Below are 15,236 nucleotides of genomic sequence, written 5' to 3'. Positions count from 1 at the left end.
ATCGAGGGCCTCCTGGTAGCCGGTGCAGATGTCGCAATCCACACCGAACCCGGAGGCCCTCCCTCATTCCAAGATCATCCGATCACGTGTCGGACCGTTCGCAACGTCTCGGGTCAGTACACCTAGGCCGCTACTGGCGCCCGACGGGACCTCCGGGACACGGCCTGGCAGCGTGGCTAGTCGTCGAAGGTGAAGCCGGTGCGCACGTGCAGTTCCGTGGTGGCGCAGTCGCCGTCCGCGCGTTCGGCGACGAAGGTGTACTCGCGGTCGCTCGTCATCGGGAACTCGGTGCGCACCAGGACATCGCGGGACACGGCCTCGGCGACGGTCCTTCCGTCGAGCTCGACGTGCCACCTCACCTCGGACTCGCAGCCGTGCAGTTCGACCGACAGCCCGCCGCGCCCGGTGCGCGCCGGAGTGCGTTCGACGCCGCCGAACCGCGTCTCCACCCTCGTCCGGGCCGGCAGTTCGTACACGTGGACGGGAGCGCAGACGACGGCGTCCGAACCGCCGGCGCACTCCTGCGTGGTCCGGGGCGCGTCGCCGCCCACGACCCTGGTGCTCACGTGGTCCGGGAGGTTCGCCAGCATGTAGGCGGCGAGGGCGACGACCGCCAGGGACGTGATCATCGTCGTCGTCGCGGCCACCACGGTGCGCACGCGGCGCCGCACGGCCTCCGAGCGCTCGCGCGCCTCCAGTTCGAGCTTCTGGAGCAGTTCCGGCTTGTCCGTGGCCGCCGCGACGAGCATCGCCACCTGGCGGGTGGCGAGCGTGGCGGAACGGGACGCCATCAGCGACGCGATGAGCGCGATGACGGCGCTGACGATCCCCGCTACCCACGACACCCGCTCGACCCAGTCCCAGAACACTGCGCAATCCAAGCAGAACAAGGGGTTTCGGCGAGGCGGAACGGAGATGATCTCCCCGGCGGCCACGACGGCCGTCACTTCACCCGCGGCGCATCAGGCGCTGGGCGAAGCGCTTTCCGAAGCCGGTGAACGGCGGCTGGGCGAGGCGGAGCGTGTCGAACGCGAGCGGCTTGCGCAGCACGGGCTTGAGGTGGGAGAAGGCGTTCCACGAGTACTGGCCGTGGTAGGCGCCCATCCCGCTGGCGCCGACGCCGCCGAACGGCAGCCCGCTCGCCGCCACGTGGATCAGGCCCGCGTCGTGGACCACCGCGCCGGACGAGGTCCGCTGCTCGAACAGGCGGCGGGTGCGGGCGGACGACGTGAACACGTACAGCGCGAGGGGCTTGTCCCAGGCGTTGACGACGTCGATCGCCTGCTCGGCCGAGTCGACCGCGACGACGGGCAGGACGGGGCCGAAGATCTCCTCCCGCAGCACCGGGTGGGCCGCGTCCGGGCCGACGGACAGACGGCCGCCGCTCAGCGTCACGACCGTGGGCGCGAGGTACCTCTCCGCCCGGTCGTGGTCGCCACCGACCACCACGTTCGTGCCGTCCAGCAGGGACACGAGCCGGTCGAACTGCCGTTCGTTCACGATCCGGCCGTAGTCCTCGCTCGCCCGCGGGTCCGCTCCCCACAGGTCCGCGATCGCCCTCCCGAGCGCCTCCACGAGCGCGGGGACCCTGTCGGGAGTGGTCATCACGTAGTCGGGGGCGACGCACGTCTGGCCGGCGTTGGTGAACTTCGCCCACACCAGCCGCCGCGCCGCCTGGTCGAGGTGGGCGTCGTCGTCGAACCAGACGGGCGACTTGCCGCCCAGCTCCAGCGTCACCGGCGTCAGGTGCTCGGCCGCGGCCCGCATGACGATCCGGCCGACCGTGCCGCTGCCCGTGAACACGATGTGGTCGAACCGCTGCGCCAGCAGTTCGGTCGTCTCGGGGACACCGCCCTGCACCACGCGCACGGTGCCGTCGGGGAAGTAGGCGGGCACGAGCCTCGTGATCAGCGCCGAGGTGGCCGGCGCCAGTTCGCTCGGCTTGAGAACGGCCGTGTTGCCCGCCGCCAGCACACCGACCAGCGGGCCGAGCAACAGCTGCATCGGGTAGTTCCACGGTGCGATCACCAGCACCACGCCGAGCGGCTCGGGCACCAGCCGCGCCCGCGCCGGCAACAGACCCAGCGGCACCGGGGCGCGCCGGGACCGCGCCCACCTCCGCAGGTGCCGCACCGTGTGGCTGATCTCCGCCAGCACCACGCCGATCTCGGTCAGCTGCGCCTCGCCCGCGTTCTTGCGCAGGTCGCTCCACAGGGCGGCCTCGAACGCGGCCTCGTTCTCGGTGAGCATCGCGCGCAACGCCCGGAGACCGGCGGCGCGGGCGGCCAGGGGACGGGTGGTGCCGGAGTCGAACACCTCGCGGGCGCCGGAGACGGTCGCGGCGAGGTCGGCTGTCGTCGTGGGCATGCACCTCACCCTACCCCATTACGAAACAGATCCTTTTCGTTTCTTCGTGGCGGTATGCTGGGCGGGATGACGACGAAGGCCGACGCGGCACAGGGGCGCCCCAAAGACCCGCGGGTGGACGCGGCCCTGATCAACGCGGCGATCGAGGTCCTCACCGAGTCGGGGTGGGCTGCCTTCACGACGACCGCGGTCGCCAAGCGCGCGGGCGCCTCCACCGCGTCGCTCTACCGCCGCTGGCCCTCCAAGCAGGCCCTCGCCGGAGCCGTGGCCCGGCACATCGCCCAGGCCGAGCTGGCCGGGATCGACACCGGCACCCTCGAGAGCGATCTGCGGGAACTCCTGGCGCGCAAGCGGAAGATCCTCGAAGCCGCCACCGGCCCCGCGCTGCTCTCGCTGATGGGTCAGGCCGCGCACGACCCGGAGCTGCGCCAGATCCTGCACGACGACGTGTACCTGGCGGTCCGCGGCGAGCTCGGCGCCCTCGTCGACCGGGCGACCGGCCGGGGCGAACTCGCGAACCCCGTCGGCGGCGCGCAGATCGACGTGCTGACCCTGGTGCTGATCGGTACCGCCCTGGCCCGGTCGGTCTTCGTCGAGAGCGGCGCTCCCGGCGCCGCCGAGGCCGAGCTCCACCTGCTGCTCGCGGCGATCAACCTCGCCTGACCTACGGCCAGGGAAGTGTCCATTCCGGAGGCAGCAGCGACACCGACGGCGGGGCGGGGCAGTTCGCCCGCAGCAGCACACCGGTGGTGCCCGGCAGGCTCACCGAGGTGACCTGCCTGCCCTCGTGGTCCCGATAGGCGCGGTGCAGCGGCACCGTGACGGCCCGGCTGCCGGTCGGGTTCGCGTTGACCAGCGCCATGCCGCAGGTGAAGTCCCGGCGGAACACCTTGTTCGCGACCGCGCGGTAGGCGCCGACGGGGTGCCCGAGGTTCCAGTCGTACTCGGGGTGCCACGGAGTCGGGTCCGCGTAGCCGTCCGTCTTCTCGATCTCGGCGATCGCCGCGTGCCCGCTGGTGGTCATGAACAGGCTGGCCAGCGCGTACCGGAAGGCCTGGGGGTCGCCCGCCTTGAAGTGCGGCTGCACCCAGGTCATCTTGCCGATCGCCTCGTTGACGGCGATCTCGGCGACCTGCCGCCGCCAGCCCTGCGGGTAGTCCTCGAGGAGCCGGTCGCTGGAGAACGTCAGCCACCACTCGTCGAACGCGCCGTCGAGGTAGGAGCCGTACGCGTCCCACCCGCCCTCCTGCAGCCGTGCGTTGGTCAGGTTCCCGACCGAGAGCAGGCCCGCGGCCGCGAAGCCGGCCTTGATCTCGGCGAGCATGCCTTTGTAGGCCTGCTGGAACGACGCGTTGTCCGGATATTTCGCCGGGCACACACCGGAATGGTAGGCGTCGCAGGTGTAGAGGACGTTGTCCAGGAAAACCCCGTCGAACCCGGTGGACTTGGAATCGGTGACGACGTTGCTCACCCAGGCTTTGCGGTATTCGGGATTTCCGACGTCCATCTGCCAGTGGCCTTCATAACCGGAGTAGACGAGCTCTTTCCCGTTGGACCCCTTGAGGAACCACTCCGGGTGCTTCTCGCGGGTGTCGCAGTAACCCAGTCCGGCGGGCAGGTGTTCGTCGTCCTTGCCCCGCTTGCACGCGTAGGAGCGGGTGGAGGAGAGGTCCTTGTAGACGTAGACCTTGACCTTGGGGTTCGCGGCCTTGAGCTTCTTGAGCAGGTCGCTTTCCCAGGCGTTGAGCACGATGTGGGCACGGCGCCGGGCCTCGGTGACGATCATGTCGTCGGTCACCGGGGTGCTGTTGAGGTGGAGCCAGAAGGACTGGACGCGTCCCACGGGCGCGGCCTCATCCGCTTCGGCCGCGGGAGGGAATGCGCCGAGGAGCAGAAGGGCCAGCAGAATTCTCGGCAACCTGCCTGTCTTCTCAAGCATCGCCCCTCCTCGCTCGGAAGTCCTGCGAGCGAGGTACCCGTTCCGGGATGACGAGGCGGCGGCGAAGTTGTAAACCACCTGTTGTGGTGCGGCGGCGTCAGGGAAATGACACCGTGAGTACCACCGACGCCCCTGGCCGGGTGATCATCCGCGGGATGGGAAGGCCGCGGGGAAGCGCGGAGGCCACTCCGGCGAGGTGGCCTCCGCGCTCGCCCGTCCTGCCGCTACACCGCGGCCGCGACCTTGATCTTGCCCTCGATGATCTGGGCCTTGTAGCCCTCCAGGATTCCCTGCAGCTTCGCGTCGATCTTGCCGCCCGACGTCGCGTACCCCATGCCGTTCGACTTGAGGTCGAAGATCTTCGGCAGCGACGCGAGGTCGTTCGCCGCGGCGGCGTGGAAGAAGTCGTAGACGGCCACGTCCACGCGCTTGAGGCTGGAGGCCACGATGACGTCGCGGTTGGGCGCGAGCGCGGGCTGGTTGTACTGGTCGGCGTCGCAGCCGATCGCCAGCACGCCCGCCTCCTTCACCGCCGCGAACACGCCGATGCCGGACGCGCCCGCCGCCGGGTAGACGACGTCGGCACCCTTGTCGATCAGGCCCTTCGCCGCCTCCTGGCCCTTGGGCGGGTCCTGGAAACCGGTGAAGTCGCCGGCCGGGGTGATGTACTTCTTGTCGACCGAGACCTTCGGCGCTGCGGTCCTGGCGCCCTGGACGTAGCCCGCCTCGAACTTCTGGATCAGCGGGATGTCCACGCCGCCGACGAAGCCCACGTGGCACTTCTTGCTCTGGTAGGCGGCGACGACGCCCGCGAGGAACGCGCCCTCCTGCTCGGCGAAGACCAGCGGCGTCACGTTCGCCACACCGTCCACAGCGGAGTCGACCAGGCCGAACTGGACGTTCGGGAACTCCGGCGCGACGACCTTGAGCGACTCGGTGTACGCGAAGCCGACGCCGACGATCGGGTTGAAGCCCTCGGACGCGAGCTGGCGCAGCCGGGTCTGCTTCGCGGACTCGTCCTCGTTCGGCGCCGCGGACAGCTCGCGGGTGTTCTCCTTCTTGACGCCCATGTCCTTGATCGCCTTGTCGAACCCGGCGGCGGCCAGGTCGTTGAACGACGCGTCGCCGCGGCCGCCGATGTCGTAGGCCAGACCGATCTTCAACGCGCTGCCGTCGACCTTCTTGTCGGTGGCGGCGCTGGTGCTCGACGTGGCGGGCGCGGTGGGCGGCGCCGAGAACTCGCAGCCACTGCCCGAAGCGGCGGGCGTGGTGCCGCCACCGGAGTCCTTCGCACAGGCGCTCACCACCATGAGGCTGGTCAGCGCGATCGCGGCCACGGCGGTGCCACGCATACGACGACGCACGGTTCGTCTCCTCTAACTCGGCTTGGAAAGGCGGACGCTACCTCGCACGCCGATCAAACCGGTTGAGAGTTCATCTACTGGGATCGAGGATTTTACGGAAGACGAGGAAGTCGCACGGGCACGCGAGGTGCGGCACCAGGAACGGATAGGCGGTCTCCAGGCTGTCCTTGCGCACGAGCCGATAGCCGATGCGCGTGTACCAGCCCCGCAGGAACTCCTTCACCGGGTGCTCCCACGTCTGCGGGACGAGCAGCTCCAGCTGCATCTCCGGGAACCCCCGCCCGCGGCCCCAGTTCTCGGCGAACGACACCAGGTCCGTGCCGATGCCGGTACCGCGCTCCTCCGGGGCGGCGACCAGCATCCCGAACTCGCCCACGCCGTCCTCGATCTCGTGCACGCGCACGGAACCCACGACGCGATCGCCCGACCTGGCCACCGCGATCTGCCCGGTGGCGATGAGCTGGGCCACCTCCGCCTCGGTGGTCCGGGACTGGCCCTCGAGCCAGATCCCCTTCTCCGCGTCGGAGTACACGCGGTTGATCAGGGCGGCGATCTCCGCGGCGAGCGCCGTGTCGGAGACCAGGACGGGAGTCACCACGGCGACGGCTGGGTGGTCTTGGCGAGCTCGTCGGCGTGCTGGAGCACCCCGAGTTCACGCAGCATCCGATCGCGCTGCGCCGGGTCGTGCGCGACGTGCGAGGCGTGCAGCGCCTTGCGCAGCCGGGCCTTCCGGCGCGGCGTCCACGGGCCGGCGACGGCGAGCTTCGCGGCGCGCAACGCCGCCTTGTCCCGGGTGCGCGCCAGGGCGTCGCGGCCGTCGTCACCCAGACCCAGCAACGACAACACGCGCTCGCGCAGCTCGCGGCCGACGCGCGCCCAGGTGGTCGTGCGCTGACGCGCGGCGCGGATCTCGATGCCGAGCGCGAGGTGCAGCATCACCAGGCCGAGGACCGGTCCGAGCAGCACGCGGGCGGTGCCGGCGACCGGGCCGGACAGGCTGAAGGCCGCGAACGCGGCGAACGCCGTCAACGCCCACGCCGCGAGACGGGCGGGACCGGGACGGCCGTTCTGGCGCACGCCACCGCGCATCGCCCAGCCGCACGCCACGAGCGCCGCCTCCATCACGGAGAACAGGACGACCCGCTCCACGACGTCGGTGATGCCCAGGCGCTGTTCGAAGAACCGCCACGAGGTGTCGACGCTGACGCCGATGCTCATCAGCGCGACGGCGTAGAACCCCTTGGCCCCGGCGGGCTTCGCGGGTTCGGCCGGTTCCGGTTCCGGTTCCGGCGCGGGGGAGGGGGCCTCCGCCTTGTCGAGCTCGGCGATCAGTTCGGGCGTGAGCAGCACATGACCGCTCGTGTCGGTCATGTCGTTGCTCGCGCGCCACTCGTTCACGATCGCCCTGGTGTGCGAGCTGGTGGGCACCGCCTGGCCCTGCTTGTGCAGCCAGCGGCGGACGTCCTCGACCGTGCAGCCGCGCGGGAGGTGCTCCAGCGCGTGCTGGATCTTGGCCTTCTGCGTCCTCAGCCGGGCCAGCTCGGCGCTGTGGTCGGTCAGGGTGCCGACCTCGTCCGTGGTCACTCGTGCTCTCCGTCCTCATGTGGGGGGCTTGCAGGGGCACGCGGACGCGCCGGACCCTACCCGGCTACCGGGCGTGAACATCATCAGGTTTCCGATGTTGACACTGTCACGATTGCAGTGTCACTATCGTGAGGTGTGGACGCTCGACGAGTTGCTGGACCGCGTCTCCGCCGCGTTGACGGCGGAGTACTCGGGCGCGCCCAACGGACGCGTCCGGGACGTGCCCGACAAGCGGGCCGTCCGCTGGTACGCGACGACGGGGCTGGTCGACAGACCGTCGGCGATGCGCGGCCGCACGGCGCTGTACGAGAAGCGCCACCTGCTCCAGCTGGTGGCGGTGAAGAGACTGCAGTCGCGGGGCCGGACGCTGGCCGAGGTGCAGGCCGAGCTCGCGGGCGCCACCGACACGACGCTGGCGGCCATCGCCCGCGTGCCGGAGCACCTGCTGTCCACCGCTGAGGAACCAGCGCCGGAGGCCGTTCGCCCGAGGTTCTGGGCCGAACCCGCCGCCGCGCCACCCGCACCGGCCGCGCCTGCCGAGGCGTTCGCGCTGAACGGCGTCGCGCTCGGGGGAGGTGCCGTCGTCCTGGTGCCGGGGACGCCGACCGCCGCCGACCGCGCGGACATCGCCGCCGCCGCCCGGCCACTGCTCGACCTGCTCGCCGCCCGCGGCCTGCTCAACGAAAGGGAATCTTCATGACCATCTCCGTCGCCCCGATGAAGGCCGCCGAAGCCGACCGCATCGGCCGGACGACCGAGGACGCGGGTCTGGGCGCGCTGCGCACCGAACGCGGCAACCTGCCGCTGGAGCGCCTGGACGTGCGGGCCTCCATCACCGGTCTCGTCGGCCGCGTGGTCCTGACGACCGGGTTCGTGAACACCCACGACACCGCTCTCGAAGCGACCTACGTGTTCCCGCTGCCCGACCGAGCCGCCGTCACCGGCATGAAGATGACCGCGGGCGACCGCACGGTGGAAGCCGATCTGCAGGAACGCGCCCAGGCCCGCCAGACGTACGACGACGCGATCGCGGCGGGCAAGAGAGCGTCCATAGTGGAGGAAGAGCGCCCGGACGTCTTCACGATGCGCGTGGGCAACATCCCCGCCGGTGAACGGGTGACCGTCGAGCTGACCCTGGTGGGGCCGCTGGTGTTCGAGGACGGCGCCGCCACGTTCCGGTTCCCGCTCGTCGTGGCGCCCCGCTACGTGCCGGGTTCCCCGCTGCCCGGACCGTCCGTCGGCGACGGGCACGCCCAGGACACGGACCTGGTGCCGGACGCCTCGCGGATCACGCCGCCGGTGCTGCTGCCGGGCTTCCCGAACCCCGTACGGCTCGGCATCGACGTGGAGATCGACCCCGCCGGGCTGGAGCTCGGCGAGGTGCGGTCGAGCCTGCACACCGTCGTCACCGAGGGGAACACCGTGTCGGTCTCGCCGGGCGAGCGGGTCGACCGGGACTTCGTGCTGCGCCTGGCGTACACCGGGAACAGCTCGGCGGCCGTGTGCGTGCCCGACGAGGACGACAGCGGTGACGGCACCTACCAGCTGACGGTGCTGCCGCCCGAGACCGAGGCCCCGGCCCGTCCGCGTGACGTCGTGCTGCTGCTCGACCGGTCCGGCAGCATGTCGGGCTGGAAGATGGTCGCGGCCCGGCGTGCGGCGGCCCGCATCGTCGACACGCTGACCGCGGACGACACGTTCTCCGTGATCACCTTCGACCACCAGCTGGAACGGCCCGACACGCTCGGCTCCGGGCTGGTCACGGCCACCGACCGCCACCGCTTCCGCGCCGTCGAGCACCTGGCGGCCGTGCAGGCGCGCGGTGGCACCGAGATGTACGAGCCGCTGCGGCAGGGCCTGACCCTGCTCGCCGACGCGGCCTCGGAGCGCGACCCCGTCCTCGTGCTCGTGACGGACGGTCAGGTCGGCAACGAGGACCAGGTGCTGCGCGACATCGCGCCGATGATCAACCGGACGCGCGTCCACGCCGTCGGTGTCGACACCGCCGTCAACGCGGGCTTCCTCGGCAGGCTGGCCGCCGCCGGGGCGGGCCGGTGCGAGCTCGTCGAGAGCGAGGACCGGCTCGACGAGGCGATGACGCACATCCAGCGGCGGATCGGCGCGCCGGTCGTCACCGACGTGGTGGTGTCGCCGGGTTCCGACCTGCCCCGGCTGCCCACCGCCGTCTACCCCGGTGTGCCGCTGGTCGCCTTCGGGCGGTACCGCGGCACGGCACCGGGCTCCTTCACCGTGCGCGGGCGCACCCGCGACGGAGGGGACTGGCAGGAGACGGTGGCGGCGCGGACTCACACGTCGCCGGCCGTCCGGGCGCAGTGGGCGCGTGCCGCGCTGCGTGACCTGGAGGACCGGTACGCGGCCGGCGACCGGACGCTGGAGCCGTCGATCGTGGAGACCTCGCTGCGGTTCGGCGTGCTGTGCCGCTTCACCGCGTTCGTGGCGGTGGACGAGCGAGTGGTCTCCGACGGGACGGTGCACCGGGTGGTGCAGCCGGTCGAACAGCCCGCGGGCTGGGAGATGCGGGCACCGGGTGGCGCGATGCCGATGTTCGCCGGAGGCCCGCCCGCCTTCGCCGCCCCGGCGCCGTTCGCCGCCGCGCCGGCCGCACCCGCCGCGTTCGGCGGAGCTGTACCGCCGCCTCCGCCCGCGTCGGGGGTCATGCGCTCTCGTCCGGGTGCCGTGCGGGGCGCGCCCAAGCGGGCGGCGGTCTCCCCGCCCGGATCGATGCCGGTACCTCCCGCCGTCGACTCGGGCGACCTGCGCGAGGTCGTCACGCTGGAGGTCCAGCGGCTGGAGAAGGACGCGTCGCTGCCTGCCTGGGAACGCCGCGACCTGCTCGCCGACCTGGCCAGCCGGCTCGGCATCCTGATCGCCGGTCGCACCGGCGATGCCTACGGGCCGATGCGCGGCCTGCTCAGCGAGATCGCGGCCGGTGGTGACGTCGACGAGCTGTGGGCGCGGACGCTGGAGGTGCTGCGGGAGTTCGTCGCGGAGGGGACGCCCGCCGAGCCGGAGCGGCGCAGGAGGTTCTGGCGCTGATCGGACGATTGCCCGCCTGAGGGTTCTGGCGCAACGCTTTCCCCGTGAGCGCGTTCGGGGAGTGGACGACGGCCGAGGGCCTGCCCGCGTTCGAGTACCGGGCAGGCCCCCGGCTGTGGGATCCGATCATCGACCCGCCGACCTCGAGGCACTGGGTGCACCTGGGCAACCGCCGGATCACCCTCGTGGCCGACAGCGACGGGCTGACCGGCGTGTGGGACGAGCACCTCGGGTGCCGGTGGATCACCGAGCGGACCGGCACCGCCCGCTTCGGTGAGCTGTCCACCGGCTCCGCCGCGGTGAAGCTGTTCGGGCCGACCTTCTGCCGGACGGCGGTGGCGTCGGACTCCGTGGGGATCGAACGCACCGTGCTGTGCCCGGAGGGCGCGATGCCGTGGGTGTTGATCAGGGTCGACGTGCACAACCGTGGCGCGGAGGCCGTGCGCGGCGCGTTGGTCGAGGAGTGGGAGGTGCGGCCACGCCTGGTGGACCTCGAGTTCGGGCCCGCGCGCGGCGACCCTCCGCCGGACCCGCCCGTGGTGGCGCTGGAGAACTTCGGTGGCGGGCGAGGGGAGACCGCCGCCGGGCTCCTGGCCGTCGAGGTCGAGCTGGGGCTGGCGCCGGGGGAGCGGACGACCGCGTGGTTCCGCTTCGGGCTGCTCGACGGGTCCGCCGACCCGGAGGCCGTCTACTCGACCAGCCTGGCGGGGCTGCGCGAGCGCCTTCCGTCCCTCTCCCTCCCGCGCGCACCGGAGGCGGCCGCGGAGATCGCGTGGCACGTGGCCCTCCTGACCGGTGGTGCGTGCGAGGACGGCGTGCTCGGCGGCCACACCCTGAACCAGGGTTCCGCGTACTCGTTCCGCCACGGTTTCAACGGCGCGGCAAGGGATCCGCTGCAGCACGCGCTCCCGCTGGTCCACTTCGAACCCGATCTCGCGCTCTCGGTGCTGCGCAACACGTGCGCGTGGGGCAGCCCCGACGGCGACCTGCCGTACGCGCTCGACGGCCGCAAACAGCCCTGGACGCAGCTGTTCCGCCCGTCCGACCAGAACCTGTGGGCGCTCTGGCTCGCCGCCGAGTACGCCACCGCCACCGGTGACCTCCTCGCGTTCGGCGAGCCCGTGCCGTACCACCCCTGCCACGCCGCCGAACCCGTTCCGCTCGCCGAGAACCTGCGGCGCCAGTTCAGGTTCTTCGTGGACGAGGTCGGCGTCGGCGAGCACGGGCACGTCCGCATCCTCAACGCCGACTGGAACGACCTCGCCATCACGGAGTCCGGAGTGGACCGCGACGTGATGGTCGAGCGCGGGGAGTCGGTGCTGAACTCCGCGATGGCCGCCTGGGTGCTCCCGGTGTACGCGGGGCTCGCCGAGCGCCTGGGTGACACCGCGACGGCCGCCGAGGCACGGCGACGCGCGGCGGGTTTCCGCGAACTGGTGGCGCGGGAGTGGAACGGCCGTTGGTTCCGTCGTGCGCGCGGCCCCGGCGGCGAGGTCGTGGGCGATCACGACCTGTGGCTGGAGGTGCAGCCGTGGGCGATCCTCTGCGGTGCCGCCACCGCGGACCGGGCCCGGGCGTTGCTGAAGACGATCGACGAGACCTGCCGGGCCGGTTCACCGCTGGGTGCCCGCCACCGCTGGCCCGTTCCCGAAGGTGCGCAGGGACAGGTGTGGTTCTCGGTCAACATGACGCTGATCTGGGCGGCCTCCCGCCACGACCCCGAACTGGCGTGGGACGAGTGGCGCCGCATGACCCTGCACGCGCACACCGCCGCCTATCCGGAGGTGTGGACGGGCACCCTGTCCGGCCCCGACTGCTACCTCGCGCCGGACAGCGACCGTCCCGGCGAAACCTGGGCGTTGCCCGGCCTCGGCACCGCGATGCAGGCCTACCCGGTCGCGAACCTGCACAGCCACGCGCAGCCGTTGCTCGCCCTCCTGCGGCTGCTCGGCGTACCTCGATTCGGTGAAAGGGCGTGACGAACCGGGAACCTCCGCGGTCCTGACTGTCGCCCAGCACGAGTCGCCCGAGGAGTCCTCGTTGTCCAGCCCCAGCCACCGAATCGTCCAGTTGCGCACGCCCATGACCGAGGACCAGCGGTTGTCGCTCGTGGAGCAGACCGCCCTGTGCCACCCGGCGGTGCACAGCGTCGAGCTGTCCTCGGACGGCGAGATCCACGTGGAGGTCGTGGTGTGGCGCGGAAGTTCGCCGCAGCGGGCCGTCCACGACATCGCCGCGGCACTCGACGCCGTGCTCCCCGGCGTGCCCGTGTGCGTGTCGGTGTCGGCCGTGGCCTACCGGAGGCGTGCGACGACCCTGCTCGCGGTTTACAAATAGCGCCCTCTTGTCAAACTGACTTTACGTGCCCTACCGTTCTGTCAACCTCCTGAGGAGTGTGGCATGAGCGACAAGAAGGCAACGGTGCCCGTCGGCTCAACCGAGCGGTGGACGGACGGCAAGCGGTACCTGTGGCTGCTGGGACTGGTCGTGCCGTCCCTGGCGTTCCTGGCGATCGGGATGCACGCGGCGACGGGCTGGGGCGTGTGGTTCTGGATCGGCCCGATCGTGGTCCTCATCGTCGTCCCGGCGATCGACCTCGTCGCCGGGCTCGACCGCAGCAACCCGCCGGACGACGTGATCGAGCGGCTGGAGAACGACCGCTACTACCGCTGGATCACGTTCCTGTTCCTGCCGATCCAGTACGCCGGGTTCGTGGTGGCGTTCTGGCTGATCGCGCGCGGTGACCTGGCCGTGGTGGACAAGATCGGCCTCGCCGTGTCGATCGGGTGCATCGGCGGCATCGGCATCAACACCGCGCACGAACTGGGCCACAAGAAGGAGAGCCACGAGCGCTGGCTGTCCAAGATCGCGCTGGCGCAGAGCTTCTACGGCCACTTCTACATCGAGCACAACCGCGGCCACCACGTGCGGGTCGCGACGCCGGAGGACCCGGCGAGCAGCAGGGTGGGGGAGAGCTTCTACCGGTTCTGGCCGCGCACCGTCCTCGGCTCGATCGCCTCGGCGTGGCGGCTCGAACGCAAGCGCTACGCCCGCCGCGACCGGCACCCGTACCGCCTGGGCAACGACGTGCTCAACGCGTGGCTGATGTCGGCGGTGCTGTGGGCCGCGATGATCGCGTGGCTCGGCGCCGGCATCGTGCCGTACCTGCTGGTCCAGGCGGTGATCGGCTTCTCGCTGCTGGAGGTCGTGAACTACATGGAGCACTACGGGATGCTGCGGCAGAAGGTCGGCGCGCCGGACCGCAGGCGGTACGAGCGGGTCGACCCCAGCCACAGCTGGAACTCCAACAACATCGCCACGAACGTCCTGCTCTACCACCTGCAGCGGCACAGCGACCACCACGCCAACCCGACCCGGCGCTACCAGACGCTGCGCGACTTCGCCGAGTCACCGGTGCTGCCGACGGGCTACGCGGGCATGATCCTGCTGGCCCTGGTACCACCGCTCTGGCGCCGCGTGATGGACCCGCGGGTGCGCGACCACTTCGGCGGCGACATCGGCCGGGCCAACATCCAGCCGGGCAAGCGCGCGAAGGTGCTCGCCCGCTACGGCGGCACCGACCCCGGCGAGACCGTCGCCGCGGACAGCCGAGGCGACGCGACCGCGGGCGGCATGTGCCCCGGCTGCGGCTACGTCTACGACGAGAGGACGGGCGACCCGCGCGAGGGCTTCGCGGCTGGGACCGCGTGGGCGGACATCCCGGACACCTGGTGCTGCCCGGATTGCGGGGTGCGGGAGAAGGTCGACTTCGTGGCGCCGGGACGGGTCTCGGCTTAGGCGCTGGGCCGGAAGTGGTGCCCCGCGGCCAGTTCCAGCTGGCCGCGGGTGGGTCGACTCTGCTGCGGTGGGCCGCTGCTGTCTTGCCTGCTGCCACGGGCGGCCACTCTCCTGCCCGCTGCGGCTGGGACGATCTGGCGGCGCGTGGACTGGACCTGCGGGCGGGGCGGAGTCGCGTGGCTTGACGCGCTTCCGTTGCGCTGCGGCTGCTCTGCGGTGCCTCCGCGCCGCCCCGCTGGTCCGCCGCTCTCCCCGTCCTGCTGCGGCTGGTCGCCGCGCTCCGTCTGCTCTGTCGACCCCCACCCCAGTGCGGCTGGTCGGCCGTCCTTCCGCCCTCCCCGCCGACTCCAGCCACCGCCCTCCTCACTTCTGCGCGCACGCAAGGGCCCCGCGTGGCCTCCAACCACACGAAAGCTCTCCGCGTGCGCCCACCAAGCCAGAATCCATCCCACACCCCAGAGCCCTGCCGTCCCCGGCAGGACATCCGGCCAGACGCCTAGGATCTGACCATGGGCGGGACTTCTCCAGCGGCGGCCTCGGGCCGCCGGCAGCCGATCGTCGAGGCGGCGATCGAGATGACGGCCCGCGACGGCTGGGCCGCGGTCACCATGACGCGGCTCGCCGAGCAGGTCGGCGTCAGCCGCCAGACCGTCTACAACGAGATCGGCTCCAAGAACTCCCTCGCCGACGCGATGCTCGCGCACGAGCTCGGGCGGTTCCTCGCGGCGATCGGCGCCGCCTTCGACCGGCACGCCGACGACCTCGTCGAGGCCGTCCACGACGCCGTGCGCGACGTCCTGGAACTCGCGCGCGGCAACCTCCTGGTCCGTGCCATCGCCTCGGCGACGCACGGCGCTGACACCGAGCTGGTGCCGTTGCTGACCACCCAGGCCGAAACCCTCCTAGCCGACGTGAAGGCGATGCTCGAGACCCGCGTCGAGTCCTATCGGACCGGTCTGTCGGGAGAGCAGGTCGAGGTGCTGGTCGACCTCATGACGAGGACGGTGCTCAGTCACGTCGTCCAGCCGACGGGCACGCCCGCCCGCACCGCGGACGGGCTCGCGTGGCTGGCGTCACGTGTGTTGCAGGAGCCCGCGAGGAAACCGCTGCGCTTCGGCTGACGAACA

13 protein-coding genes are annotated in these 15,236 nt (G+C 71.5%); 7 read left to right on the top strand and 6 right to left on the bottom strand.

Going from position 1 to position 15,236, the window contains the following annotated elements; all coding sequences use genetic code 11:
• Positions 1-176: 176 nt before the first annotated feature.
• Entirely contained in the window at positions 177-869 is a 693-nt protein-coding gene (locus ORI60_RS19190; RefSeq protein ID WP_266038899.1) for a hypothetical protein, read from the bottom strand.
• A 79-nt stretch (positions 870-948) separates the two neighbouring features.
• Positions 949-2,367 (bottom strand): aldehyde dehydrogenase family protein, encoded by a 1,419-nt coding sequence (locus ORI60_RS19185; protein WP_266038898.1) that lies wholly within the window; start codon positions 2,365-2,367, stop codon positions 949-951.
• 66 nt (positions 2,368-2,433) lie between these two features.
• Here ORI60_RS19185 and ORI60_RS19180 point away from each other — a divergent pair, with 66 nt between their 5' ends.
• Positions 2,434-3,030, top strand: a complete 597-nt coding sequence (locus tag ORI60_RS19180) for a TetR/AcrR family transcriptional regulator (RefSeq protein WP_266038897.1) — start codon at positions 2,434-2,436, stop codon at positions 3,028-3,030.
• Position 3,031: 1 nt separating this feature from the next.
• Here the strand turns inward: ORI60_RS19180 and ORI60_RS19175 are convergent, their stop codons facing one another.
• From ORI60_RS19175 to ORI60_RS19160, 4 genes are all read right to left on the bottom strand, one after another.
• The gene (locus ORI60_RS19175; protein WP_266038896.1) at positions 3,032-4,306 is read right to left on the bottom strand and encodes a putative glycoside hydrolase; all 1,275 of its coding nucleotides are present in this window, start codon (positions 4,304-4,306) and stop codon (positions 3,032-3,034) included.
• A gap of 224 nt (positions 4,307-4,530) precedes the next feature.
• Positions 4,531-5,658, bottom strand: coding sequence for a BMP family lipoprotein (locus ORI60_RS19170; protein WP_266038907.1), 1,128 nt, complete (start codon positions 5,656-5,658; stop codon positions 4,531-4,533).
• A gap of 82 nt (positions 5,659-5,740) precedes the next feature.
• Positions 5,741-6,265 carry a GNAT family N-acetyltransferase gene (locus tag ORI60_RS19165; RefSeq protein WP_266038895.1) on the bottom strand — a complete coding sequence of 175 codons (525 nt, stop codon included), beginning with the start codon at positions 6,263-6,265 and terminating at the stop codon, positions 5,741-5,743.
• Positions 6,262-7,254 carry a hypothetical protein gene (locus ORI60_RS19160; protein WP_266038894.1) on the bottom strand — a complete coding sequence of 331 codons (993 nt, stop codon included), beginning with the start codon at positions 7,252-7,254 and terminating at the stop codon, positions 6,262-6,264. The genes ORI60_RS19165 and ORI60_RS19160 overlap by 4 nt, the downstream gene beginning before the upstream one ends.
• 133 nt (positions 7,255-7,387) lie before the next feature.
• Here ORI60_RS19160 and ORI60_RS19155 point away from each other — a divergent pair, with 133 nt between their 5' ends.
• From ORI60_RS19155 to ORI60_RS19125, 6 genes are all read left to right on the top strand, one after another.
• Entirely contained in the window at positions 7,388-7,954 is a 567-nt protein-coding gene (locus tag ORI60_RS19155) for a MerR family transcriptional regulator (protein WP_266038893.1), read from the top strand.
• The gene (locus ORI60_RS19150; RefSeq protein WP_266038892.1) at positions 7,951-10,311 is read left to right on the top strand and encodes a VIT domain-containing protein; all 2,361 of its coding nucleotides are present in this window, start codon (positions 7,951-7,953) and stop codon (positions 10,309-10,311) included. The genes ORI60_RS19155 and ORI60_RS19150 overlap by 4 nt, the downstream gene beginning before the upstream one ends.
• Before the next feature lie 44 nt (positions 10,312-10,355).
• Complete coding sequence (locus ORI60_RS19145) at positions 10,356-12,290, top strand: GH36-type glycosyl hydrolase domain-containing protein (RefSeq protein WP_266038891.1); 1,935 nt, start codon at positions 10,356-10,358, stop codon at positions 12,288-12,290.
• Between the two features lie 61 nt (positions 12,291-12,351).
• Positions 12,352-12,648: a hypothetical protein gene (locus ORI60_RS19140; protein ID WP_266038890.1), complete on the top strand. Its 297-nt coding sequence runs from the start codon at positions 12,352-12,354 to the stop codon at positions 12,646-12,648.
• A 63-nt stretch (positions 12,649-12,711) separates the two neighbouring features.
• The gene (locus ORI60_RS44615) at positions 12,712-14,109 is read left to right on the top strand and encodes a fatty acid desaturase (protein WP_323055925.1); all 1,398 of its coding nucleotides are present in this window, start codon (positions 12,712-12,714) and stop codon (positions 14,107-14,109) included.
• A gap of 509 nt (positions 14,110-14,618) precedes the next feature.
• The gene (locus ORI60_RS19125) at positions 14,619-15,230 is read left to right on the top strand and encodes a TetR/AcrR family transcriptional regulator (protein ID WP_266038889.1); all 612 of its coding nucleotides are present in this window, start codon (positions 14,619-14,621) and stop codon (positions 15,228-15,230) included.
• Positions 15,231-15,236 lie beyond the last annotated feature (6 nt).

This window comes from Lentzea sp. NEAU-D7, assembly GCF_026242055.1.
In the GTDB taxonomy this organism is placed as follows: Bacteria; Actinomycetota; Actinomycetes; order Mycobacteriales; family Pseudonocardiaceae; genus Lentzea.
Note: the sequence above shows the minus strand (reverse complement) of the source record. Positions and strands in the feature narration are given on the sequence as shown.